Below are 25097 nucleotides of genomic sequence, written 5' to 3'. Positions count from 1 at the left end.
CTACTAAAATTCTATATGGTTTACTAATGTTAAAGTTCTTTAGTGAAGCGTAACTTTAAGATTAACAGGCTGAGACATCATTGATGTTTCAGCCTGTTGTTGTTTTAGTTTCAATGATATACGTGTGAGGTAATATATTATTATGAAGAAAATATGTATTTGTGATAGAAATTCAACGTAGTAAACGGGCGCTAAGCGTATTGAATTTCGTCTAAAAATGAAACATATATTTCCTATTTAAATTTGGTGTTATATGATAGTATTTACAAAGGGGAGGTATGAGAATAAAATGGCAGACAAGAAATTCCCAAAAGATGCAATGCGAGTTTTAAAAGAGACAAGCCGAACTTTTTATATACCGATTACTTTTTTAGAAAAAGAATTAAAGCATACGGTAGCTTCTGCGTATCTCGTATTACGAGCAATAGATGAAATTGAAGACCATGAAGCATTAAGTAACGATATGAAATACAATATGCTCATGCAAATAAGTGAATTATTTAAGGAAACATTCGACGAGGATAAATATTTACAAATTTTAGCGCCTGTTAAAAATGACATGCCTGAAGTTACAATACGATTAGGCGAATGGATAGATGCTTGTCCAGAACATACGAGAGCTGTTGTATTAGAGGCTTCAAGTGAGATGGCGTATGGTATGGCAAAATGGGCGAAAGCCAATTGGGATATCCATACTAAAGCGGATTTAGATGACTATACATATTATGTTGCAGGACTTGTTGGTGTGATGCTTTCACAACTTTGGGATCTTTGCGCTGGCGTTAAAACAGACCGAGATTTAGCTATAGGATATGGTCGAGGTTTACAAGCTGTAAATATTCTGAGAAATCAACATGAAGATTATGAAGAACGAGGCGTAAGTTTTGTTCCAGATGATTGGGACAGAGATGACTTGTTCGAATATGCTCAAGATAATTTAGCTAAAGCTGATGCTTATATGAAAGACATTAATAAAAAGACAATATTATTATTTTGTCGCTTACCATTGGCACTTGCACATAAATCGCTTAAAGCGATGAAAAATGGACGTGAAAAAATATCACGTTCTGAAGTAGAAGAAACAGTTGAAGAAATACAAAAAGATTAATGATGCATTAAAAATGTCTCAGTTAGAATTAATAAAGAAACAGCAATCAAATTTATATTTGATTGCTGTTTCTTTATTTTAGTGTATATATACAAACTATTGCTAATTATAACTTTCATTTTAGAACAAAAAATAAATTTAAATTTAAGATTATATTAATATTATCTGTTTTTTGTTAATTTTGTTATTTAATAAATAATTCATGTTATAATGGGTGATAGGAGGTGCTTAAGTGTTTCTATTGTTTTTAATTTGCCCTATTTTATTTAGTTATTTATATCAGTTAAGTTTTGTAGAGAAGCTTGATTTGACTTACTTTAAATTACGTTCGCATTGCGATTATTGTTATCGACAACTTCGAATTTATGAAATGATCCCGATATTTAGCTTTTTATTTCAAAGAGGTAAAACGACATGTTGTAATAAACAACTCAATCGTTGTTATTTCGTTGGTGAAAGTCTTGCTTTATTACCAGTATTTTTTGTACTACAATATAACACTTTATTAAACATAGATTATTCCACTTTTTTACTCATTTATTTATTCTTACTTGTGCTTGCACTTTATGATATTGCTACCTTTTCAATCCCCTTACATATGCTGTTTATTTTTACATTTTGTATTTGTGTTATAGTACCGATACATTTCATTTCTTTTTTACTCGTAAGTAGTTTACTTCATTTAATATATTTCTTTTGTAATAAATCAATTGGATACGGAGACATTCTTGTCTTCTCTGTATTAGCATTAGCACTGCCGTTTTCTTTATTTAGATACCTTTTTTTATTTACTTTTATTATCGGTGGCGTATTTGCGTTATTTCATTTCATATTTTTTAGAAATACCAAACAGTGTGTACCACTGATTCCTTTTATCTTTCTTGCATTTAATCTCACAATCATATTCCAACAAAGTATAAGCTACGGAGTGAAGTTCTTATGAAAATAAATGATCTTGCAAATCATCAAAAACCCAGGGAGCGTATGTTAAATTATGGTGCCTCTCATCTATCACATGCTGAATTACTAGCAATTTTAATTAATACTGGTAGAAAAGGATATTCTAGTTTAGATATTGCGAATGAATTACTTAAATCTATTGTGAATTTAAAAGAATTAAAGCATCTATCAATTAATGATTTAAATAAAATCAAAGGCGTTGGACTATACAAAGCACTCACTTTAAAAGCTGCTTTTGAATTAGGTGAACGAATGCATTCTGGAAGTGTTGATGATAAAATTCAAATCAATAGCCCTAAAGATGTAGCAGACTTTATGATGGGGAAAATGGAACATTTAACTCAAGAAAAATTTATAGCGTTATTTTTAAATTCTAAGAATATCATTATCAAGCAAAAAACAATTTTTATGGGGACATTGAATAGTGCTATTGTGCATCCTCGAGAAATCTACAGTGAAGCAGTTAAATGTGCAAGTAATGCAATTATTGTCCTCCATAACCATCCTTCAGGCGATACTTTAACCATAGTATAATAAATAATAGTAGTTAAAGTAGTTTAAGAGGAGATATTAAAGAGATATTTTACTTTAAATAAAAATTAACAAGGTTTATAATTTGTAGTAGTTAAAGTATTTAAAGAGGTGGGAACATGTGAAGGTTCAAAGGATAGAAGTGGAGAATAAGCCGTATCCATTGTATTTATTACTAGATAAAGAATACCAGCTAATAGAACCAGTAATGAAATTTATTAAATACTTAGATAATACTGGTAAGTCTCCTAATACCATTAAAGCATACTGTTATCATTTAAAGTTGCTGTACGAGTTCATGGAACAGAGAGGTGTTATTCTTAATGATATTAACTTTGAGTTGTTAGCAGACTTCGTAGGTTGGTTGAGATATCCTTCAGCATCAAATGTAATTGATCTTCAGTCAAAAAAATCCATAAGAGAAGAAACGACAGTGAATACAATTTTAAATGCAGTTATGAGTTTTCTTGATTATTTAAGTAGATTAGGAGAATTTAAATCAATTGATGTATTTAAACAAGCAAAGGGAGGAAATTTCAAAGGATTTTTACATCATGTTAATAAGGGTAGATACCAAAAGAATGTCTTAAAGTTAAGGGTTAAAAAGAAACAGATAAGAACATTGAGATCAGAGGAAGTTAAGCAAATTATTGATGCTTGTCATACGAAAAGAGATAAATTAATTTTAATGCTTATGTATGAGGGGGGTTTAAGAATCGGTGAAGTGTTATCGCTTAGGCTTGAAGATATTGCCACTTGGGACAATCAAATCCATTTAACACCTAGAGATGTTAATGTTAATGAAGCTTATATTAAATTAAGGAAGGAAAGAACAATACATGTGAGTAAAGAACTTATGTCACTTTATACAGATTACTTGGTATATGAGTATAGTGAGGAATTGGAGCATGATTATGTTTTTATTTCCTTAAAAGAAGGCTATTTTGGGAAACCACTAAAGTACCAAAGTGTTCTTGATCTAGTTAGAAGAATAGTTAAAAGGACTGGAATAGAATTTACATCGCATATGCTTCGCCACACTCACGCAACGCAGCTAATTAGGGAAGGATGGGATGTTGCGTTCGTTCAAAAGAGATTAGGTCACGCACATGTTCAGACAACGTTAAATACCTATGTTCATCTTTCAGATCAGGATATGAAAAATGAGTTTAATAAATACCTCGAGAGAAAGGAGCATAAGAAATGAATGCTTCTAGTAAAAGGAAAATTATTAGTCAGAGTGAGATTAGCAAAAAAATAGCTGTAATGAATGAAGAAATGCAGGGGTTTTGGGCTAATAATAGTTGGGATATAAGAAAATGTCCACATCCTTCTGCCATAGAATTAAGTAAGAATCCTGCTTTAAGGAATCGTTGGGTTCGTTTTGAACGTGTTAAAAATCTGTGGTTAAGAACAGAATTGAAATATTTTTATTTTTACAATTTAAACAATGGAATATGGAATGCAAAAACTGTCTGGATTAGAAAAGGAACAGTAATTAATAAAATGTTAGATTTCTTAGATTTAAAGTATCCTAGCATTACTTCAATTACTGAAGTTCCTATTGAAAAAGCAATGACGGAGTATAGAACATATTTGACAAAACGGGGTGTTAGAATTACCACTACTAATTATAAGATTACTGCTAATCAAGAAAAAACACCTGTAAAAGCTAATTCCTACTATGTTACTAATCTAAAACAATTTATGGAGTTTTATGAGAACTTTTATTTTGATGGAGAGGAGTGGGATAAAGACGTTTGGGATAGACGTAACTTACCTTTGCCAGATGATAAGGTTAACCCAACACAATATGAATATACAATTAACTTTAAAGGGTTTCGGAATACATATTTTAAACAACTTGTAAAAAGATATTGTAAGTTGAGATTGAACATGGATAGCTTTTCCTATGTAAGTGATATTGCCCAAAGACTTAAAGAGTTCTTTAATTTTCTGGACATGAAATTTAAACAAGTTCAGAGAGTACACCAATTAACGAGAGTGGAAATTGAAGCATATTTAAGTGAACTAAACATGATGGGAATAAAACCTAGTACAATAACTGGGAGGATCTCTATATTGGAAGGACTATTTAGTACCCTTCTTAGGCTAGAATGGGATGATGTTCCTTCCAAAATATTAATTTATTCTGAGGACTATCCGAAAATACCAAGAGCAAAACCACGCTTTATAGATGAATTCGTCCTAGAGCAATTGAACAGTCATCTTGATAAATTACCCGAATATATAGCTACGATGACTATGATTGTTCAAGAATGTGGAATGAGGATAAGTGAATTGTGCACCTTGAAAAAAGGCTGTCTATTAGAGGACAAAGATGGAGATTTCTTTTTAAAGTATTATCAATGGAAAATGAAAAAGGAGCATATAGTTCCAATATCTAAAGAGGTAGCTTTACTTATTAAAGTTCGGGAAGATAAAGTTTCAGAGGAATTTCCAGATAGTGAATACCTCTTTCCAAGAAAAGATGGATCGCCATTAAAACAAGAAACATTTAGAGGTGAGTTAAATAAATTAGCTTATGAGCAAAATATAGTGGATAAATCAGGTGAGATTTATAGATTCCATGCCCATGCCTTTCGCCATACAGTAGGAACAAGAATGATTAACAACGGGATGCCCCAGCATATTGTGCAGAAATTTTTGGGGCATGAAAGCCCAGAAATGACAAGCAGATACGCTCATATCTTTGATGAAACTCTAAAAAATGAATTTACTAAATTTCAGGAAAAACTGGTTACCAATAATGGAGATGTGCTTGATCTACATGAAGATAATGAAGTCGATGATGTAGAGCTTCAATGGTTCAAGAAAAATATAAATGCACAAGTGCTTCCAAATGGTTATTGTAGATTGCCAGTAGTAGCAGGAGGTTGTCCACATGCGAATGCATGCTTAGATTGTACCCACTTCTGTACCAGTAAGCAATTCTTACCACAGCACGAAGAACAGTTAGAGCGTACAAAAGAGTTATTAGCCATAGCTAAGGATAAACAATGGCAAAGACAAGTAGAGACTAACAGCCGTGTTAAAGAGCGTTTAGAACAAATCATTGGAAGTTTGACGGGGTAATTATCAATGGATAAACAAGTTAGAAATACAACAGAAATTGTACGTTTGGCGAAGCAGAAATCAAAAAAGACAAGGGAAAAAGTAGACAAAGCGATTTCTAAATTTTCGATTGAAGGTAAAGTTATTAATTTTAATTCAATAGCAAAGGAAGCTAATGTTTCTAAATCATGGCTTTATAAGGAACACGATATTAGGCAAAGAATCGAATCCCTTCGTGAGCGTCAAATAACATCAAATGTAGTCTCAAAACCCAAGAAAAGTTCTCGTTCGGAGGAAATCCTTATTAAAACCTTAAAAAGAAGAGTAATGGAATTAGAAAAAGAAAATAAAAAATTACAGAACCAAATTCAAAAATTATATGGAGATCTGTATAATAAAGAATAATTATTAATCTGTAGACAAATTGTGAAAGGATGTACTTAAACGCTAATGTTCAGCTTTATTGAACAGTCATTTAGGTATATGTCCAATCTAGGGTAAGTAAATTGAGTATCAATATAAACTTTATATGAACATAATCAGTTACGAGGTGAAATCATGAGCAATTTGATTAACGGAAAAATACCAAATCAAGCGATTCAAACATTAAAAATCGTAAAAGATTTATTTGGAAGTTCAATAGTTGGAGTATATCTATTTGGTTCAGCAGTAAATGGTGGTTTACGCATTAACAGCGATGTAGATGTTCTAGTCGTCGTGAATCATAGTTTACCTCAATTAACTCGAAAAAAACTAACAGAAAGACTAATGACTATATCAGGAAAGATTGGAAATACGGATTCTGTTAGACCACTTGAAGTTACGGTTATAAATAGGAGTGAAGTTGTCCCTTGGCAATATCCTCCAAAAAGAGAATTTATATACGGTGAGTGGCTCAGGGGTGAATTTGAGAATGGACAAATTCAGGAACCAAGCTATGATCCTGATTTGGCTATTGTTTTAGCACAAGCAAGAAAGAATAGTATTTCTCTATTTGGTCCTGATTCTTCAAGTATACTTGTCTCCGTACCTTTGACAGATATTCGAAGAGCAATTAAGGATTCTTTGCCAGAACTAATTGAGGGGATAAAAGGTGATGAGCGTAATGTAATTTTAACCCTAGCTCGAATGTGGCAAACAGTGACTACTGGTGAAATTACCTCGAAAGATGTCGCTGCAGAATGGGCTATACCTCTTTTACCTAAAGAGCATGTAACTTTACTGGATATAGCTAGAAAAGGCTATCGGGGAGAGTGTGATGATAAGTGGGAAGGACTATATTCAAAGGTGAAAGCACTCGTTAAGTATATGAAAAATTCTATAGAAACTTCTCTCAATTAGGCTAATTTTATTGCAATAACAGGTGCTTACTTTTAAAACAACTGATTTATTGATAAATATTGAACAATTTTTGGGAAGAATAAAGCGTCCTCTTGTGAAATTAGAGAACGCTTTATTACTTTAATTTAGTGAAACAATTTGTAACTATTGAAAATAGAAAGAAATTGTTCCTTCGATAGTTTATTAATATTAGTGACATTTGCATGCTTCAAAGCCTGTCGGAATTGGTTTTTAGTGAAAAGAACACGATATTCACGGTTTACCCATTTATAAACAAAAGATCGATACTTTTTGTAGTCCTTCTTTGAAATCAATGGTTGATGTCGTTCAAGAACAATCAATACAGAGTCTACACTTGGCTTAGGATGAAAATATAGTGGTGGTACTTTTTTGAGCATTTTTATATCCATCTCCACCATTAATAGTAAACCCAAAGCTCGTTGCAGATTTTGCAATCTTTTCGCAAATCCCTTCTCAACGATAAGATAGCTATATTTAGCCTGACTTTCAAAGGTAATTCTTTTGACAATATCCGTACTGATGTTATAAGGAATATTACCATATATCTTATAGTTTATATGTTTTGGGAAGGAAAATTTTAGAATATCCGTTTGAATCACTTTTATATTCTCAGAGGGGTTTACCGCTTCTTTAGTCACTTGACATAAGCCTTCATCAATTTCTATAGCAGTAACTGATCGACTCATTTTGACTAGCTCTTTGGTAAAATGTCCTTTTCCTGATCCGATTTCTATTACGTTGTCTTGTTTACTGATATTCGTGTGATTCAATATTTCTTTTACATGCTTTTTAGAAGTAATAAAATTTTGCGTGTCTTTAGGGTTTTTCTGGTTCATTATAACCTTCTCCTTACTGGTTATAATGAACTGACATTAAGCGTTCATTATAACCAATTAATTTTGATTTGGTTGATAACGAACTTTATTAATAACAAATATAGAAAAAGTACCCATACTTTTATCTCCTTTCCATTTTTTTCATTATGAATGAGATACAGTAATTTCTACTACTGCGATACTGGTGCACATAATTGAAACCTCCTTATGTAACTGAATATGATTGTATCATCTTTTCATTTTAGAATAAACCTTTATATGTAATTTTGCACTTGACACTTCAGATGGACGTTTTCTTCAAAATAATATGTTTTGAAACTTGATAAGAGAAGCCACTGTCTTTACTAAAAAGTAAAGGCTGCGATAAAGGACAGTGACTTTAATAAAGTTGCACTGTTGTATTGTCTTTGGATAAAATTGTCTAAAGGGAAGTTTTATCCCCAACGAAAAAACATCTAAAGTGGTAAGTAATGAAAGAATGTCGATAAAGTAGGAATGGGGGATCTTTTTGAATACAATAGAATCACAGTTTGATAAGGTTGCAGAAGATTACGATTTCGTGAATGAGCTTTTGAATGATTATTCATTCTTTGTGTCTAATATGTCTCCAAAGAAAGGCAGAGCATTAGATATCGGATGTGGCTCGGGTTTGTTAGTGGAGAAATTAGCAAGTTATTATGATGAAGTGGTAGGGATTGATATTTCTAATCAAATGCTCGATCTTGCCAAATCTAAACGTCAACTAACAAATACGGTCTATCTGAATATGAATGCAGAACAACTTAATTTTAATGAGAAGTTTGATTTTATTGTAAGCCGAACAACCTTTCATCATTTGGATGATATAGCCAGCGTAATACAGCAAATGAAGGAACTGTTGAATGAGGAAGGAAGAATAGTTATTCTTGATAATGTATCTGAAGTCGAGACACCGCCTACCTATGTTTATAAAATAGGGGCAATCCAAGAGTTTTTACCGCATTGTTTCAAATTTGGAATAAAAAATGCGATTAGAATTTATAATCACAACACATCTAAATCATGGCTTGAGCATTTAGCTTCAGATAAGTACCTATCTGAACAAAATTATTACGATTTATATGGAAAGTTGTTGCCTGGATGCCAATTCCATAAAATGGGTTGGGCAATGGGGTTTGTCTGGACAAAATAACTTAAAGATGTGGCTTTGAAAAGTTGAATTTGTGATTGTTTTCAGAGCTATCGGGTGCTTTAGTATAAATAACAATGAATAAAAAATCAGCCTGTATCTTATGTTACTATTAAGTAATTTAAGATACAGGTTTTACTATTTTTGAAATAAGTACCTTTCACTTCAAATACATGTATTCAAAGTGAAAGTATTGATTTAAATGATTCTTTTGTAATTTACTCTTGATAAAGCTTAACACCATCACTAGAGGATATTAAAACTACAGATAGATTACGAGAATGTGGAGATATATTAGGCATACAATTATTAGATCATGTCATTATTGGTGATCATACATATTTAAGTATGGTTGAAGAAGGTTACTTTGACATATAATAGAATGTCTAATTTCAATTTTTTGTTATAAAATAGATGAGGTATAATGAAATAGTTAACTAAGGAGGGAGAATGTTTGGGGATTTTATTTTTAATTGGGCTATTAATTCCAGTTGTATATTTAATGCAACTGACAAAAAAGAAAGTAGCTATTAATTTGAAACGGACAATAAATACAATTGTCATCTCGATCATTAGTGTTTTAATAGTAACCATTTTATTTATTGTCTTTAATCATGCGAAAATTGAGATATGGCATACTGTTATCAGTGCAATCATTGTATCAATCGTATGGGCATTATTATTAAGCGCGTGTTATTATGTTTATCAAATACTTTCTAATAATGTAAAAAAATAAGTTGTTTCTTTTAAATATAGTAATAGTTGATGTACGACTGAATTAAGTATGATTAAATTTTAACCATGAATGCATTATAAAAATAATTTGATGTAGAAAGCTAAAATCAAAATTTCGATTAATCATTTCATGCTCCAATTCAAGAATGGATGACAATGTTACGGTTCATCTATAAACTAAAGCGCATGCAAAACCATCGCTAATTTTGAGTTAAAAACAGTTTTATAACGTAGAGATGTTTATCACTATGCATTAAAAAAGCCTGAGGCATCTATTCATGCCTCAGGCTCAGATTATTCACATGCATCTTACTCAAATGAATCTATTCACTGTTTTCCAATTTCATAAATATTAATTTAATTTATAAAGTTGAAATAGTAGTTAAAATGATCCATGATCCAAAGAATTCCTTGATATCCTAAGTAGATACATAATACAATGATTCCAATATATATTAAAACTCTTAATAAAGATAAACCTACTCTAAATAATAGTATAACCAAGAGGGCAAGCAGGATTATAGATAAAATATTCATTCTATGTTCACTCCCTTTGCTTTTAATTGTACTATGAATTGAATGACTATTCATCAATCTATGGGGAACTTTTTAAATACTACTTCAGACTGATGATTTTTTATGGGTAAAATTTTATAATTTAACATGACTTAATAGGAGGATGGTTCATGCGTTTTATATTTAGCATCATTAAAAATATTGTAGCAATTATAGCAATCGTTATTATTGTATTCTTTGCGCTTAAATATGCACCTTTTTTAAAAGACCAACAATGGAATCCAGTTAGTAACGATGAATCATCTGTAAACCATACGCAAACGAAAAAAGATTTAGCTGGAGGTCAACGTTATACTGTTAAAGATAATGATATATTGAATAACGTGCCACTCAGCCAAACTAAAAATGTTTTTGATTGGATAGATAAAAAAGAATTCATGTCTGTATCTGGCATATACAGGATGGGATACAGTGATGATTATTTAGCTGGTCAGCGCGGAGATGAATTTATTATTTATAAATTTGGCTCAGATTCAATCAGAGTATATAGAACAGAAATAGAGATGGAGCAAGATTTAAACCAACTGGGTGAACATATAGAACTATTACCACCTTCAAGCTACGAGTAAGGCGTTTGAATTCTATGCTAAAATGCGTTAGCCTTATATAAGTAAAAACGTTAAAGGTTGGTGTCTAATTATGAGTGAAGAAAAATCTAATGATAAAAAAGTAGATGAGCAAGCTAAAGCACAAAATCTATTTGCACGTTGGAGAAAAGAAGAAACATTATATAAAGAAGATGAAAAAGAAGCCGAAAAGAACGCTAACACTGAAACTTCAGAAGAAGATAAATCATAATATTTAGTTCATAGGTAATTAAGTCTGAAACCAAAACGTTTCAGGCTTATTTTATTATAATGTAACGACTTTTATTTGTTTGAATTGTAGTTTCAGATTTGAACAATGAGTGGGTAACTATACTATGTTTTATATAGATAATACGTCTTAGCACTTTATTTATTTAATATCGATCATTTTAATACACTATTCACGTTGAAAATTGTTATAATACAATGTATCGTTCTCTTATATATTAATTAAAAGTAGTTTGTTAAAGTTTGTATTAATAGAATACCTAAACAAAAAGAACTGATTTGAAAATTATTGAGGTTCGTGCTTTATTTCAAACTATGAGTAATATAAAATGATAGAAGAACATAAAATAGTCGTGTAATAGAGGTGTTTAGGTTGTCAAAGTTTTTTAAAAACAACAAATTGATTGTTATTTTGTGTGCAATCATTGTGTTTATTGCCTTAATAGGCGTGTCTTTACGTTCGCAATCGCAATCACCGGTAGAACAATACGTAGGGGATTCTGTAGCGTTTGGACAAAAAGCGGTAAGTTATCCTGTGCAATTTGTGACTGGATCAATTAATAATCTATTTTCAAACGATGGTTCAAAAGAGCAATCGAAAAAATTGAAGCAATTAGAAGCTGAAAATGAAAGATTAGAAAGTGAAAATAAAAAGTATAAAAAAGAATTGGATATTGAAGATATATCTAAGTTTGAACCCATCTCTAGTACGGTTTTATCTAGGAATCCAGATCAGTGGATGAATACATTAATCATTAATCAAGGGTCTAAAGATGGCATTCAAGATAATATGGCTGTCATGACATCAGAAGGCTTAGTTGGTCGTATTTCTAAAGTTAATCAATTTTCATCTCAGGTTGATTTGATTTCAACCAATACACGTGCCAATCGATTATCAGTAAATATCCAACACGATAGTAAAAATGTCTTTGGTTTAATTGATCATTATGATTCGAAAAGTGAAGAATTAGTAATTACTGATATTAATAACAAAGATAGCATTAAAAAAGGAGATAAAGTTGTTACGAGTGGTTTAGCGGATCAACTACCTAGCAGTATTTACATAGGAGAAGTATCTAAAGTTGAAAATGATGAGTATGGGCTATCGAAAGAGGTTCGAGTTAAAACGGCAGCTAATTTATCAGACTTAAACCATGTTTATGTAGCTAAAAGAGATCCTAAGACGATACCTGACGATGGAAGTGGGGATAATTAATGCGAGCTTTATACTACTTTCTAATCGGTATAGTTTTATTCTATATTGACACAGTTATTGGGTTAGTCATTCCAATGCAAATAGGGGATAAGGACATTGTTTTTGTACCTCATTTGATGCTTATGTATTTACTATTAATTTGTGTTTACAGAAGCTTTGGTGTTGCTATGATTTTAGCTGCTGTATTTGGAATAGTAACGGACCTTTATTTCGGTAGTTTTTACGGATTATATTTATTTGGCTTCATTTTATTTGTTGTCATCATGGACTTTTTCTTTAAAACGTTTTATAGAGATAACACGATGCTATTTATTACGGTTTGGTTAAGTACGATATTCTTAGAAATATACGTTGCAATCATTTATAGTATATTAGGTTTAATTGCATTTAATTTTATAGACTTTATTGTTTTCAGACTAATACCAACACTAATATTAAATTTCATTTTATTAGTGATACTATATCCAATTATTACTAAATTCTTCAGAAAAGTACAAATGAAGATTGACAGTAAGTAATCGTAATGCTAAAATGCAGTAGTTGAGTAGTTTTTAGCTACATACAACCGCTCGGATTCAGGTTAAAGTACATGTATGTCACCTGAGTTTGGCGTGACTTAAATTATTAGGAGGTGCAAAGTATGTTTGCTATTATTGAAACAGGTGGAAAACAAGTTAAAGTTGAAGAAGGACAAGAAATCTTCGTTGAGAAATTAGATGTTAACGAAGGTGATTCATTTACTTTTGACAAAGTATTATTTGTAGGTGGAGATGCAGTTAAAGTTGGTGCGCCAACAGTTGAAGGTGCTTCAGTTACTGCTACAGTACAAAAACAAGGTCGCGGTAAAAAAATCACTGTATTCACATACAAACGTCGTAAAGACTCAAAACGTAAAAAAGGTCATCGTCAACCTTACACTAAATTAACAATCGACAAAATCAACGCGTAATCATGATTACTGTTGATGTTACATTGAACGATGCCGGTCAAGTAACTGATGTTATCATGGATGGTCATGCAGAACATGGCGAATATGGACATGATATAGTTTGTGCAGGTGCATCCGCAGTTCTCTTCGGAAGTGTTAATGCTATAATGGGATTAACAAGCGAGAAGCCCGACATTGATTACAATGATGACGGTGGACATTTCCACGTTAGAAGTGTAGACACTACAAATGAACAAGCGCAATTAATTCTTCAAGCAATGCTCGTATCATTGCAAACAATTGAAGAGGAATATAAAGAAAATATTAGACTAAATTATAAGTGAGGTGCAAGCATATGTTAAAATTAAACTTACAATTTTTCTCATCTAAAAAAGGACTTGGTTCTACAAAAAACGGTCGTGACTCAGAATCAAAACGTTTAGGAGCTAAACGTGCTGATGGTCAATACGTTACAGGTGGTTCTATTTTATTCCGCCAACGTGGTACTAAAATTTATCCTGGTGAAAATGTAGGTCGTGGTGGCGACGATACATTATTCGCTAAAATCGACGGCGTTGTTAAATTTGAACGCAAAGGTCGCGACAAAAAACAAGTTTCTGTATACGCAGCAGCTGAGTAATTTTTGTCATCGTTAACACCAGAAGTGATCACTTCTGGTGTTTATTTTTTGTCTTTATTTTCTAGTTAATGAGATAATGATATAATAAAAAAGATATAGAAGTTTAAAATTTGAAAAAAAGAGGTGAAATCATGTTTGTTGATCAAGTTAAAATATCGCTTAAAGCAGGCGATGGTGGTAATGGTATTACAGCTTATCGCAGAGAAAAATATGTACCATTTGGTGGGCCAGCCGGTGGTGACGGTGGAGATGGCGCGTCTATTATATTTGAAGTTGATGAAGGCTTACGAACTTTATTAGATTTTAGATACCAAACACATTTCAAAGCTAAAAGAGGTGACGGTGGTCAAAGCAGCAATATGCACGGTAAAAACGCTGAACACCTTGTCTTGAAGGTACCACCAGGCACTATTATTAAAAGTGCAGATTCTGAAGAAGTATTAGCAGATTTAGTTGAAAATGGCCAACGTGCCGTTGTAGCTAAGGGGGGACGTGGAGGACGCGGAAACTCTCGATTTGCGTCACCAAGAAACCCTGCGCCTGATTTTAGTGAAAACGGAGAACCTGGCGAGGAAATTGAAGTAACCTTAGAGTTGAAATTACTTGCGGATGTTGGACTTGTAGGTTTTCCGAGTGTTGGTAAATCAACATTGTTATCTATCGTTTCTAAAGCTAAACCTAAAATTGGAGCATACCACTTTACTACAATTAAACCAAATTTAGGTGTAGTATCTACTAAAGATCAAAGAAGCTTTGTTATGGCTGACTTACCAGGTCTGATTGAAGGTGCTTCCGAAGGTGTTGGATTAGGGCATCAATTTTTAAAACATGTTGAACGTACTAAAGTAATCGTACATATGATAGATATGAGTGGTTCTGAAGGACGAGATCCCTATGAAGATTATAAAGTAATTAACGAAGAATTAAGCGCATATGAACATCGTTTAGAAGAAAGACCACAAATAGTGGTAGCAAATAAGATGGATATGCCGAATGCAGAAGATAATTTAGCTTTATTCAAAGAAGAAATAAACGACGATTCAGTACACATTATACCGCTTTCTACATTTAAGCATGACCACATAGATGAATTACTTTATGCGATTGCTGATAAATTAGAAGCAGTTAAAGACATTGACTTCAGTAAAGATGAGGAAGAAGATTTAGGTGTGAATAGAGTTGTTTATAAACATACGCCTAGTCAAGATAAATTCACTATTACTAGAGATGATGATGCTGCATACGTTGTTAGTGGTAAGGCAATTGAAAGAATGTTCAAGATGACTGATTTCAATAGTGATCCAGCAGTACGTCGTTTCGCACGTCAAATGCGCTCAATGGGTATTGATGATGCTTTAAGAGCACGTGGTTGTAGAAATGGTGATATCGTGAGAATTTTAGGTGGAGAATTTGAATTTGTTGAATAGGAGTGCATAATATGGACAAAAAAGATTACAAAAAGTTTTACTTAATTCGTGAGGATGTATTACCTGAATCTGTTGTGAAAACTTTAAAGATAAAAGAAGTCTTAAAAAATGATCCATCACTGTCCATATTTGAAGCTGTTAAGCAATTTGATTTATCAAGAAGTGCATTCTATAAATACAGAGATACGATATTTTCAATTGATGAAAAAATCGAATCAACAAGAGAGTTTACGTTGATATTATACGTAAATGATATTGTAGGCATGTTAGCAGAAGTACTGAATACATTATCGAATTTAGATTTATCTGTCTTGACAATTCATCAAAGTATACCGATGGAAGGTAGAGCAACCATCACACTTTCATTGGATGCTACAAGTACCGATTTAGAGATTGATGATGTAATGGAAGCATTAAGAATCGTTGATTATGTTTCTAAAGTGGAATTAATTAGTATGACTATATAAGGAAGTGTATTCATGTACGCATATATTAAAGGCACATTAACTGAATTAAACCCTACACACGTAGTTGTTGAGGCTTCAGGTGTTGGTTATGAAATACAAACGCCAAATTCTTATCGTTTTCAGAAATACATGGACCATGAAGTGGTTGTACATACATCACTTATCGTGCGAGAAGATGCACAATTGCTTTACGGTTTTATAAATCAAGAAGAAAAAGATATGTTTTTAAGCCTAATTAAGGTAACTGGCATCGGACCTAAATCAGCATTGGCTATACTCGCAAGTAGTTCACCAAACGATGTCAAAATAGCAATTGAAAATGAAAATGATGCTTACTTAACAAAATTTCCTGGCATAGGCAAAAAAACAGCGAGACAAATTGTATTGGATCTTAAAGGCAAGGTCCAAATTAATGATGTAGACAGTAGCCAAATTTTAAATATGGATACTCAGGACCACGCTAATGCACCGATTATTAAAGAAGCTTTGCTTGCTCTAGAAGCTTTAGGGTACTCTAAGCGAGAATTAACAAAAGTTGAAAAATCATTGAGTAAAGAAACATTTGACTCAGTAGACGATGCGGTTAAACGAGGGTTACAATTACTTATAGCATAAATATACAATTATATTTAAAAAGGGGGTAAAAAAATGGATGATAGAATGGTTGATCAATCTATGCATGATGAAGAATCTTCATTTGAGTTATCTTTAAGACCAACGAAACTACGCCAATATATTGGACAATCTACGATTAAGTCAAATTTAGAAGTGTTTATTAAAGCTGCCAAAATGCGACAAGAACCGTTAGATCATGTTTTATTATTTGGTCCCCCTGGTTTAGGTAAAACAACATTATCAAATATTATAGCCAATGAAATGGAGGTAAATATCAGAATCATTTCAGGCCCTTCTATAGAACGGCCGGGTGATTTGGCTGCAATTCTTTCAAGTTTACAACCTGGAGATGTGCTATTTATAGATGAAATTCATAGATTGAGTAGCGTTGTTGAAGAAGTATTGTATCCGGCGATGGAGGATTTCTTTTTAGATATTGTTATTGGTAAAGGTGAGGAAGCACGGAGTATTAGAATTGACTTACCGCCTTTCACGCTAATTGGTGCCACAACAAGAGCTGGTAGCTTAACTGCACCATTACGAGATAGATTTGGTGTACATTTAAGACTTGAGTATTACCAAGAGCTTGAATTAAAAGAAATCATCGTACGTACGGCAGAAGTTTTAGGCACTTCCATTGACGACGAAAGTGCAATTGAGTTAGCGAAACGTAGTCGTGGTACACCAAGAGTAGCAAATAGGTTGTTGAAACGCGTGCGTGATTTCCAACAAGTCAACGAAGATGAATTAATAAGTATTGCCACAACAAGAGCTTCATTACAATTACTTCAAGTTGATGATGAAGGTTTAGATTATATTGATCATAAAATGATGAATTGTATTTTAGAACAATATAAAGGTGGCCCTGTTGGCTTAGATACGATTGCAGTTTCGATTGGTGAAGAACGTGTAACTATCGAAGATGTTTACGAGCCATTTTTAATTCAAAAAGGATTTATAGAACGTACACCAAGAGGTAGAAAAGCGACACCTTATGCATTTGAACATTTTAGCAAGAAGAATGGAAAGAAGGAATAAGTTTGGATATTGAAGCATTTGATTATCACTTGCCTGAAGCATTAATTGCACAAACACCTCTGAAGAACAGAGATGAAAGTAGATTGCTAATTCTTGGCAGACAATCTGGTAATATTGAACATAAACATTTTAAAGATGTCACAGATTACCTTAATGAAGGGGATACACTTGTATTAAATGATACAAGGGTTATGCCAGCACGTTTATTTGGAATGAAAGAAAAAACAGGTGCTAAGGTAGAAATGTTAATGCTTACTCAAATCGAAGGCAATGATTGGGAAGTATTATTAAAACCAGCTAAAAGAATTAAGGTTGGTAACAAATTGACCTTTGGTGAAGGGAAAATCATAGCCGAATGCATTGAAGAATTGGATCAAGGTGGTCGTATCATGCGATTGCACTATGATGGTATCCTTCAAGAGCGTTTGGATGAGCTAGGTGAAATGCCATTGCCACCATATATTAAAGAACGGTTAGATGATCAAGAACGTTATCAAACTGTATATGCTAAAGCATCAGGGTCGGCAGCAGCACCCACTGCAGGATTGCATTTCACAGATGAATTGTTAGAACGTATTAAAGCTCAAGGTGTAAATATAGCTTTTATTACATTACATGTAGGTCTAGGAACATTTAGACCAGTTAGTGTAGATAATATCGATGATCATGAAATGCATAGTGAATATTATCAAATGGATGAAGCTACAGCAAATCTTTTAAATAGTACAAGAGACAATGGTAATCGAATTATTTCTGTTGGTACGACTTCTACAAGAACTTTAGAAACAATTATGCAATCAAGTGATAGATTTGTCGCTAAAAGTGGATGGACAGATATTTTTATCTTCCCTGGATTTAATTTTAAAGCAATTGACGGATTAATTACCAATTTCCACTTACCAAAATCAACACTCGTTATGCTTGTGTCTGCTTTTAGTTCTAGAGATTATATCATTAATGCTTACAATCAAGCTGTAGCTTCAGAATATAGATTTTTTAGTTTTGGAGATGCAATGTTAATTATTTAGGGAATGAAAGGGGATTTTATATGCCAACGCCAGCTGTTACATATGAGCATATTAAAACTTGTAAACAATCAGGTGCAAGACTAGGTATCGTTCATACACCTCATGGTTCGTTTGAAACACCAATGTTTATGCCTGTTGGAACGAAAGCAACCGTAAAAACAATGAGTCCAGAAGAATTACATCAAATGGAAACTAAGATTATACTAGGTAATACATATCATTTGTGGTTACAACCGGGAAATGATATTATCAGAAAGAGTGGGGGATTACATCAGTTCATGAACTGGAATGGTCCAATACTGACAGATTCTGGTGGTTTCCAAGTATTTAGTTTAAGTAATTTAAGAAAGATTACTGAGGAAGGTGTAGAATTTCGCCATCACACAAATGGATCTAAACTATTTTTAAGTCCTGAAAAATCTATGCAGATTCAAAATGACTTAGGTTCAGATATCATGATGGCATTTGATGAATGTCCACCTATGCCAGCTGAATATAAATATGTTAAAGACTCGATTGAAAGAACAACAAGATGGGCAGAACGCTGTCTTAAAGCACATTCGAGACCAGAGGATCAAGCCTTGTTTGGTATCATACAAGGTGGAGAATATAAAGATCTTAGAAAGCAAAGCGCTGAGGAGTTAGTAGCTTTAAATTTTCCTGGATATGCGATTGGCGGATTGTCTGTAGGAGAACCTAAACCAGTGATGTACGATATGGTACACCATACGGAACAATTCATGCCCAAAGATAAACCACGTTATTTAATGGGTGTTGGCTCGCCTGACGCATTAATTGAATGTAGTATTAGAGGCATGGATATGTTTGACTGTGTATTACCAACACGTATAGCGCGTAATGGTACTTGTATGACTTCTCATGGTCGTGTAATCATTAAAAATGCCAAATACGCTGAAGATTTGGGACCACTTGATGATAATTGCGATTGCTATACTTGTAAAAATTATAGTAGGGCATACATAAGACATTTAATAAAAGCAGAAGAAACTTTTGGAATACGTCTTACTACTTATCATAATTTACATTTCTTGCTGAAATTAATGGAAAATATCCGACAAGCAATTCGTGAAGATCGCCTTCTAGATTTTAAAGAAGAATTCTTTGAACAGTATGGACTTAATGTTGAAAACCCAAAAAACTTTTAAGAGGGAGAAAAAATAATGCAATTTACTTCATTGATATTACCAATATTATTATTAGTATTAATGTGGTTCTTCTTAATTAGACCACAACAAAAAAAGGCTAAAGAGCATCGTGAAATGATTAGTCAAGTAAGCTCAGGTCAACGTGTTACAACAATCGGCGGTATCAAAGGTACGGTTCGTAGTGTTGACGAAACAACAGTTGTATTAACTTTAAATGGTAATGGTACTGAAATCACTTTAGAAAAACCAGCTATTAAACAAGTTGATCCTTCATAATAAATGTTAGAACTGATATGTTTATATCAGTTCTTTTTTTATATCTTTTAATCAAATTGATCTAATATATAATAAGATGATGTTGGTTATTAGGTTACCTTCAGCTAGTTATAATGACAAGTAAGACCTTTAACGCTATAGAGTGTTATAATTTAATGTAATACCATATATTTAACATTATACGAATGTTAGTCAAAACTGGGCTTTGCTATCGTTACAATGAAATATACAAGGTTAATTTAGTTGAGTTAGTTTTTACACTCGTTGTAATATGTTAAGATATATAAGGTTGTTGAGTAAAATTTTCTAGTTTCATTAAACTTGCATTAATATAATTTAAGCGAGTATTCTTAAAACATAAGCTTACAATGAGGTGTTCAAGTGAAGAAAAGTAGTAGAATAGTTGCGTTCATATTACTTGTAGTTCTGTTGTTTGCAGGCATGGGACTTACATATAAGAACGTAGTTAAAGATGTCAATCTTGGATTAGACCTACAAGGTGGATTTGAAGTCTTGTATCAAGTTGATCCTTTACAAAAAGGCGATAAGATAGATGATAAAGCGGTAAAAGCGACAGCTAAGACGCTTGAAAACCGTGTCAATGTCTTAGGGGTTTCAGAGCCTAAAATACAAGTCGAAGATAATAATAGAATTCGTGTGCAGCTAGCAGGTGTGAAAAATCAATCTCAAGCCCGCGATATCTTATCTTCACAAGCGAATTTAACGATTCGTGATGCTGATGACAATGTCAAACTGACAGGTAAAGATATTCAACAAGGGTCAGCTAAACAAGAATTTAAGCAAAATACAAATCAACCAGCAGTTACTTTTAAATTAAAAGATAGCGATAAATTTAAAAAAGTAACTGAAGAAATTTCTAAAAAAGATGAAAATGTCATGGTTGTATGGTTAGATCATGAAAAAGGTGATACTTACCATAAAGAAATGGATAAAAAAGATCCTAAATACGTTTCTGCAGCGTCTGTAGACAAACCGATTAACTCAGATAGTGTGGAAATTTCTGGTGGTTTCAATGGTGAAGAAGGCGTAGAGAAAGCAAAACAAATCGCTGATTTATTAAATTCTGGTTCATTACCAGTAGACCTTAAAGAAATATACTCAAATTCTGTAGGTGCACAATTTGGTCAAGACGCTTTAGATAAAACTGTATTAGCGGCTGCAATTGGTATTGCTGTTATTTACTTATTTATGTTAGGTTTCTATCGTTTACCGGGATTAGTTGCAGTTATCGCTTTAACAACTTACATTTATTTAACATTAGTAGCGTTTAACTTTATTTCTGGTGTATTAACATTGCCAGGATTAGCTGCGTTAGTACTTGGTGTAGGTATGGCAGTCGATGCTAATATTATAATGTATGAGCGGATCAAAGATGAATTGAAGATTGGGCGAACGCTTAAACAAGCCTATAAAAAAGCTAATAAGAGCTCTTTCTTAACTATTGTCGATGCACAGCTGACTACAGTCATTGCAGCAGCAGTGTTATTCTTCTTTGGTGAAAGTTCTGTTAAAGGTTTCGCAACGATGTTATTATTAGGTATCCTAATGATTTTCGTAACGGCAGTATTCTTATCAAGATGGTTATTATCGTTATTAATATCATCTAATTTCTTTAAGAAATCCAATTGGCTATTTGGTGTTAGTAAGAAAAATATCCATAACGCTAATGAAGAAAAAGAAATACATGACTTGAAAACACCATACGAGCGCATTGATTTTATGAAATTAGCAAAACCTTTATTAGGTTTAAGCGTGCTTATTATTGTTGTGGGTGCTATCATATTATTTATTTTCAGATTAAATTTAGGTATTGATTTTACAAGTGGTACTCGAGTTGATTTTGAATCTAATAATAAAGTCGACGAGAATAAAGTTACAAATACTTTAGAAAGTAAAGGCTTTAAACCGGATCAAGTTTCTCTTGGTGAAAATGATAAAAACGCAACAGTACAATTTAAGCATGACTTGTCTAAAGACGAAGTTTCTAAAATTCAAGATACGGTAGACCAATCATTTGGTAATAAACCGACTGTGAACACTGTATCACCAGTTATAGGACAGGAATTAGCTAAAAATGCAATGTTAGCACTCATTTACGCAGCAATTGGTATCATCATTTATATTACATTTAGATTCGAATGGCGAATGGGTCTGTCATCTGTACTTGCATTGCTACATGATGCCTTTATGATAGTTGCCGTCTTCAGTCTATTTAGAATAGAAATCGATATTACGTTTATCGCAGCAGTTCTTACAATAATTGGTTATTCTATCAATGATACGATTGTTACATTCGATAGGGTACGGGAAAACTTACACAAAGTAAAAGTGATTACTAAAAATGAACAAATTGATGATATTGTTAATAGATCTATACGTCAAACAATGACACGTTCTATTAATACTGTACTAACTGTAGTTATTGTTGTAATTGCATTGTTGATTTTCGGTGCGCCAAGTATCTTTAACTTCTCATTAGCTTTATTAATTGGATTAATTTCAGGCGTATTCTCATCTGTATTTATTGCAGTACCGCTATGGGGTATTATGAAGAAACGACAGCTTAAGAAATCAGACAATAACAAAATCATTGTTCATAAAGAGAAAAAATCAAATGATGAAAAGATTTTAGTATAAACAATCAGTCATTGAAATTATAGTGAAACGGCTTTCTGCATAAATTGTAGAAGGTCGTTTTTCTTTATCAAAGTAGTAACTATATCTTTGTTCAGGCACTTGATTTTTATTTTTAAATGGAACCACTTTTTATTTTTGGATTTCTTTTGTATAATGACTTGTGGAAATGAGGGAGAATAGTATGATTAAATCAAAATATACTTGGGACGTTAAATCACCAGAAAATGAAATTACAGAGGATGTTTCATTAGATTTAAAACTAACTCCTATTGTAAAAAAAATATTAGAGAGTAAAGAAATTACCGATAAAGCAGCGATAGATCAATTATTAAAAAATAAACAAGTTATGCATGATGCTTGGTTGATGAGCGATATGGAAAAAGCCATAGAACGTATTAATTTAGCCATCGATCAAAATCAAAAAATATTAGTTTATGGCGATTACGATGCAGATGGTGTAACATCAACAACAATATTAGTAGAAACATTAAAAGCGCTAGGTGCGCATGTTGGCTGGTATATACCCAATCGATTTTCAGAAGGCTACGGCCCCAATGAAATGGCTTTTAAAAATGCACATGAGGAAGGTATATCTTTAATAATAACTGTAGATAACGGTATACAAGGACATGATGAAATACAGATGATTCAAGATTTAGGTGTCGATGTTATTGTTACAGATCATCATGAAATTGGTAGAACAATGCCTAGTGCGTTTGCTATTGTCCATCCAATGCATCCTGAGTTTGACTATCCCTTTAAATATTTATGTGGTGCTGGTGTTGCATATAAATTAGCGCAAAATTTATTAGATGAACCGCCAGCTTATTTTCTTGGATTAGTTGCTATTGGAACGGTTGCCGATTTGGTATCATTAACTGATGAAAACAGAGCTTTAGTCCAAAAAGGTTTAGAAATACTAAACGATCATTGTCCAGCATCAATTAAGGCAATACTTAAACAAGCGGGTTATAATGATGTAATTACGGAAGAAACGATCGGATTTATTATTGGCCCAAGATTGAATGCGGTAGGTAGACTCGAAGATGCAGCATTAGCTGCTGAGTTATTGATGACTGATAATGATGAAGAAGCAGAATTTTTAGCAGAACAAGTTGAATTCTTTAATCAAGAACGAAAAGATATCGTTGCCCAAATTACAGAAGAAGCATTAGTTGCTGCTGAGGATCAAGTCAAACAAGGGACAAAGTTTTTACTTTTAGCACAGGCAGATTGGCATGAAGGTGTACTTGGCATTGTTGCATCTAAGATAGTAGAAACATATAGCTTACCAACATTGATTTTAAATATTGATGAAGCACAAGATCATGCGAAAGGTTCTGCACGCAGTATAGAACAAGTCTCAATGTTTGAAATTTTAAATGCACATTCAGATTTAATTTCAAAATTTGGTGGGCATCATATGGCTGCTGGAATCACAATGCCAATTGAAAATATCGAAAGTTTAAGACAAGGCTTAAATGATTGGATGGCACAATTAGCATCAACAACATCACTAGAACCGCGTAAAAAAGTGGATGTTAAAGTAGCAGAAACAGATATAACAATCAAGAATATTCAAGATATTCAAAGACTTAGACCATTTGGTACTGACTTTTCAAGCCCATGTTTTGAATTAGAAGGCGTCATAGTCAATCAAGCTAAAGCCATTGGTCAAGATAAAAAACATTTGAAAATGGTATTAGGTGATAGCCAATTGCAAGCTATTTTTTGGCAGAATGGTCATCTTGTGAAAGAACTAGGAGAACAGCAACCTATAAATGTAATAGGTACACTTCAAATAAATGAATGGAACGGATTTCAATCTCCACAATTTATGATTCAAGATTTAGCAAGTAATAATTTACAAATTTTAGATTATAGAAGCAAAAGTAAAGTGAGTGGATTTGAACAAGACTCAAGTAACGTTGCATATCTCATTCATAACAAGAGTGAAAAATTAGATGATAATTATTACTACTATGGTGATACAATTGACCAATCATATGATAAATATGTATTTAGAGATTTACCACCTTCAATTCAAGCTATAAAAACAACACTTAAAACAGTTGATGTTTCTCAAATATACTTGGTGCTTAATCACGAACGCTCAATTTATTTTGAAGGTATGCCCAAAATGGAAACATTTAAAAAATGCTTTAAAGCATTGGCAACTAAAAAAGAAACAGATTTAGCTAAAGAAGGCATGCAATTATGCCAATTTTTAAATATACAACCAAGTATGCTTAAATTCATTCTAAAAGTTTTTCTTGATTTAGAGTTTATAAAAGATGAAAATGGTATAATTAAAATGAATAGTGTTTCAACAAAGAGAGAAATAGAATCTAGTAAATACTATCAAGGCAGACTAGATAGAATAGAAGTTGAAAAAGTGCTTCTCTATGATGATTTCGCTAATTTAAAAAAATGGATTAAAACTGAACTGGTAGATAAATAGGAGGAAGTTTG

General features: G+C 32.6%; 27 protein-coding genes, 2 pseudogenes and 1 other annotated feature. Of the genes and pseudogenes, 26 read left to right on the top strand and 3 right to left on the bottom strand.

The genetic code is table 11. From position 1 onward, the window contains the following. Positions 1–289 precede the first annotated feature (289 nt). The 7 genes and pseudogenes from KA893_RS01495 (at position 290) to KA893_RS01465 (ending at position 7015) form a co-directional block, all read left to right on the top strand. Positions 290–1108 (top strand): squalene/phytoene synthase family protein, encoded by an 819-nt coding sequence (locus KA893_RS01495; protein ID WP_002483082.1) that lies wholly within the window; start codon positions 290–292, stop codon positions 1106–1108. Positions 1109–1340: 232 nt separating this feature from the next. Continuing rightward, positions 1341–2051, top strand: a complete 711-nt coding sequence (locus tag KA893_RS01490; protein ID WP_075339795.1) for a prepilin peptidase — start codon at positions 1341–1343, stop codon at positions 2049–2051. Further along, positions 2048–2584, top strand: a pseudogene (gene radC, locus KA893_RS01485) (RadC family protein); the annotation flags it as partial. The gene KA893_RS01490 and the pseudogene radC, both read left to right, overlap by 4 nt. Positions 2585–2720: 136 nt before the next feature. Next, positions 2721–3806 carry a tyrosine-type recombinase/integrase gene (locus KA893_RS01480; protein ID WP_204195746.1) on the top strand — a complete coding sequence of 362 codons (1086 nt, stop codon included), beginning with the start codon at positions 2721–2723 and terminating at the stop codon, positions 3804–3806. Further along, positions 3803–5695, top strand: coding sequence for a site-specific integrase (locus KA893_RS01475; RefSeq protein ID WP_210123848.1), 1893 nt, complete (start codon positions 3803–3805; stop codon positions 5693–5695). The genes KA893_RS01480 and KA893_RS01475 overlap by 4 nt, the downstream gene beginning before the upstream one ends. Positions 5696–5701: 6 nt before the next feature. After that, positions 5702–6079: a DUF6262 family protein gene (locus KA893_RS01470; RefSeq protein ID WP_000361060.1), complete on the top strand. Its 378-nt coding sequence runs from the start codon at positions 5702–5704 to the stop codon at positions 6077–6079. 153 nt (positions 6080–6232) lie between these two features. Then, positions 6233–7015 carry an aminoglycoside nucleotidyltransferase ANT(9)-Ia gene (locus tag KA893_RS01465; protein WP_000067268.1) on the top strand — a complete coding sequence of 261 codons (783 nt, stop codon included), beginning with the start codon at positions 6233–6235 and terminating at the stop codon, positions 7013–7015. Positions 7016–7140: 125 nt separating this feature from the next. On the opposite strand, the gene erm(A) is transcribed toward KA893_RS01465, so the two are convergent. Next, a complete protein-coding gene (gene erm(A) / locus KA893_RS01460) occupies positions 7141–7872 on the bottom strand; it encodes a 23S rRNA (adenine(2058)-N(6))-methyltransferase Erm(A) (RefSeq protein WP_204195749.1) in 732 nt (243 codons plus the stop codon). A gap of 57 nt (positions 7873–7929) precedes the next feature. Next, on the bottom strand, positions 7930–7989 hold the full coding sequence (locus KA893_RS14225; RefSeq protein WP_010959190.1) for an erythromycin resistance leader peptide: 60 nt from the start codon (positions 7987–7989) through the stop codon (positions 7930–7932). 391 nt (positions 7990–8380) lie between these two features. On the opposite strand from KA893_RS14225, the gene KA893_RS01450 reads away from it, so the two are divergent. The 3 genes and pseudogenes from KA893_RS01450 to KA893_RS01440 all read left to right on the top strand — a co-directional run bounded on the left by KA893_RS01450 (position 8381) and on the right by KA893_RS01440 (position 9776). After that, positions 8381–9043, top strand: a complete 663-nt coding sequence (locus KA893_RS01450) for a class I SAM-dependent methyltransferase (RefSeq protein WP_204195750.1) — start codon at positions 8381–8383, stop codon at positions 9041–9043. Between the two features lie 231 nt (positions 9044–9274). After that, positions 9275–9418 (top strand): annotated as a pseudogene (locus tag KA893_RS01445) (JAB domain-containing protein); the annotation flags it as partial. Between the two features lie 76 nt (positions 9419–9494). After that, positions 9495–9776: a hypothetical protein gene (locus tag KA893_RS01440; RefSeq protein ID WP_011302939.1), complete on the top strand. Its 282-nt coding sequence runs from the start codon at positions 9495–9497 to the stop codon at positions 9774–9776. A 356-nt stretch (positions 9777–10132) separates the two neighbouring features. Here the strand turns inward: KA893_RS01440 and KA893_RS01435 are convergent, their stop codons facing one another. Beyond that, complete coding sequence (locus tag KA893_RS01435; RefSeq protein ID WP_011302940.1) at positions 10133–10312, bottom strand: hypothetical protein; 180 nt, start codon at positions 10310–10312, stop codon at positions 10133–10135. 149 nt (positions 10313–10461) lie between these two features. Here KA893_RS01435 and KA893_RS01430 point away from each other — a divergent pair, with 149 nt between their 5' ends. From KA893_RS01430 to recJ, 16 genes are all read left to right on the top strand, one after another. Continuing rightward, the gene (locus KA893_RS01430) at positions 10462–10920 is read left to right on the top strand and encodes a DUF4930 family protein (protein ID WP_069837971.1); all 459 of its coding nucleotides are present in this window, start codon (positions 10462–10464) and stop codon (positions 10918–10920) included. A 70-nt stretch (positions 10921–10990) separates the two neighbouring features. Beyond that, on the top strand, positions 10991–11149 hold the full coding sequence (locus tag KA893_RS01425; RefSeq protein ID WP_002483086.1) for a hypothetical protein: 159 nt from the start codon (positions 10991–10993) through the stop codon (positions 11147–11149). Between the two features lie 390 nt (positions 11150–11539). Beyond that, on the top strand, positions 11540–12382 hold the full coding sequence (gene mreC, locus KA893_RS01420) for a rod shape-determining protein MreC (protein ID WP_037538318.1): 843 nt from the start codon (positions 11540–11542) through the stop codon (positions 12380–12382). Then, on the top strand, positions 12382–12900 hold the full coding sequence (gene mreD, locus KA893_RS01415; protein ID WP_002483088.1) for a rod shape-determining protein MreD: 519 nt from the start codon (positions 12382–12384) through the stop codon (positions 12898–12900). Before mreC ends, mreD begins: the two co-directional genes overlap by 1 nt. Positions 12901–12935: 35 nt before the next feature. Beyond that, positions 12936–13009: a sequence feature (ribosomal protein L21 leader region), on the top strand. A gap of 13 nt (positions 13010–13022) precedes the next feature. Further along, on the top strand, positions 13023–13331 hold the full coding sequence (gene rplU, locus KA893_RS01410; RefSeq protein ID WP_011302944.1) for a 50S ribosomal protein L21: 309 nt from the start codon (positions 13023–13025) through the stop codon (positions 13329–13331). A gap of 2 nt (positions 13332–13333) precedes the next feature. Next, positions 13334–13654, top strand: coding sequence for a ribosomal-processing cysteine protease Prp (locus KA893_RS01405; RefSeq protein WP_002483090.1), 321 nt, complete (start codon positions 13334–13336; stop codon positions 13652–13654). Positions 13655–13665: 11 nt separating this feature from the next. Next, positions 13666–13950, top strand: a complete 285-nt coding sequence (rpmA, locus tag KA893_RS01400) for a 50S ribosomal protein L27 (RefSeq protein WP_002483091.1) — start codon at positions 13666–13668, stop codon at positions 13948–13950. A 131-nt stretch (positions 13951–14081) separates the two neighbouring features. Then, positions 14082–15377: a GTPase ObgE gene (obgE, locus tag KA893_RS01395; protein ID WP_037538322.1), complete on the top strand. Its 1296-nt coding sequence runs from the start codon at positions 14082–14084 to the stop codon at positions 15375–15377. A gap of 11 nt (positions 15378–15388) precedes the next feature. Next, complete coding sequence (locus KA893_RS01390) at positions 15389–15844, top strand: ACT domain-containing protein (RefSeq protein WP_069837972.1); 456 nt, start codon at positions 15389–15391, stop codon at positions 15842–15844. A gap of 12 nt (positions 15845–15856) precedes the next feature. Further along, positions 15857–16459, top strand: coding sequence for a Holliday junction branch migration protein RuvA (ruvA, locus tag KA893_RS01385; protein ID WP_041080565.1), 603 nt, complete (start codon positions 15857–15859; stop codon positions 16457–16459). A 33-nt stretch (positions 16460–16492) separates the two neighbouring features. Beyond that, the gene (gene ruvB / locus KA893_RS01380; protein WP_002483095.1) at positions 16493–17497 is read left to right on the top strand and encodes a Holliday junction branch migration DNA helicase RuvB; all 1005 of its coding nucleotides are present in this window, start codon (positions 16493–16495) and stop codon (positions 17495–17497) included. A gap of 2 nt (positions 17498–17499) precedes the next feature. Next, entirely contained in the window at positions 17500–18525 is a 1026-nt protein-coding gene (gene queA, locus KA893_RS01375) for a tRNA preQ1(34) S-adenosylmethionine ribosyltransferase-isomerase QueA (protein ID WP_145437531.1), read from the top strand. Positions 18526–18545: 20 nt separating this feature from the next. After that, positions 18546–19691: a tRNA guanosine(34) transglycosylase Tgt gene (gene tgt, locus KA893_RS01370; protein WP_210125527.1), complete on the top strand. Its 1146-nt coding sequence runs from the start codon at positions 18546–18548 to the stop codon at positions 19689–19691. A 15-nt stretch (positions 19692–19706) separates the two neighbouring features. Then, complete coding sequence (gene yajC / locus KA893_RS01365) at positions 19707–19967, top strand: preprotein translocase subunit YajC (protein ID WP_011302951.1); 261 nt, start codon at positions 19707–19709, stop codon at positions 19965–19967. 381 nt (positions 19968–20348) lie between these two features. Further along, the gene (gene secDF, locus KA893_RS01360) at positions 20349–22625 is read left to right on the top strand and encodes a protein translocase subunit SecDF (protein WP_198065245.1); all 2277 of its coding nucleotides are present in this window, start codon (positions 20349–20351) and stop codon (positions 22623–22625) included. A 181-nt stretch (positions 22626–22806) separates the two neighbouring features. Beyond that, positions 22807–25086: a single-stranded-DNA-specific exonuclease RecJ gene (recJ, locus tag KA893_RS01355; RefSeq protein WP_002483101.1), complete on the top strand. Its 2280-nt coding sequence runs from the start codon at positions 22807–22809 to the stop codon at positions 25084–25086. The last annotated feature ends 11 nt before the right edge of the window (positions 25087–25097 follow it).

It is taken from the genome of Staphylococcus sp. GDY8P126P, from assembly GCF_017891965.1.
Classification (GTDB): domain Bacteria; phylum Bacillota; class Bacilli; order Staphylococcales; family Staphylococcaceae; genus Staphylococcus; species Staphylococcus saprophyticus.
This window is presented reverse-complemented; position numbering and strand designations above follow the sequence as displayed.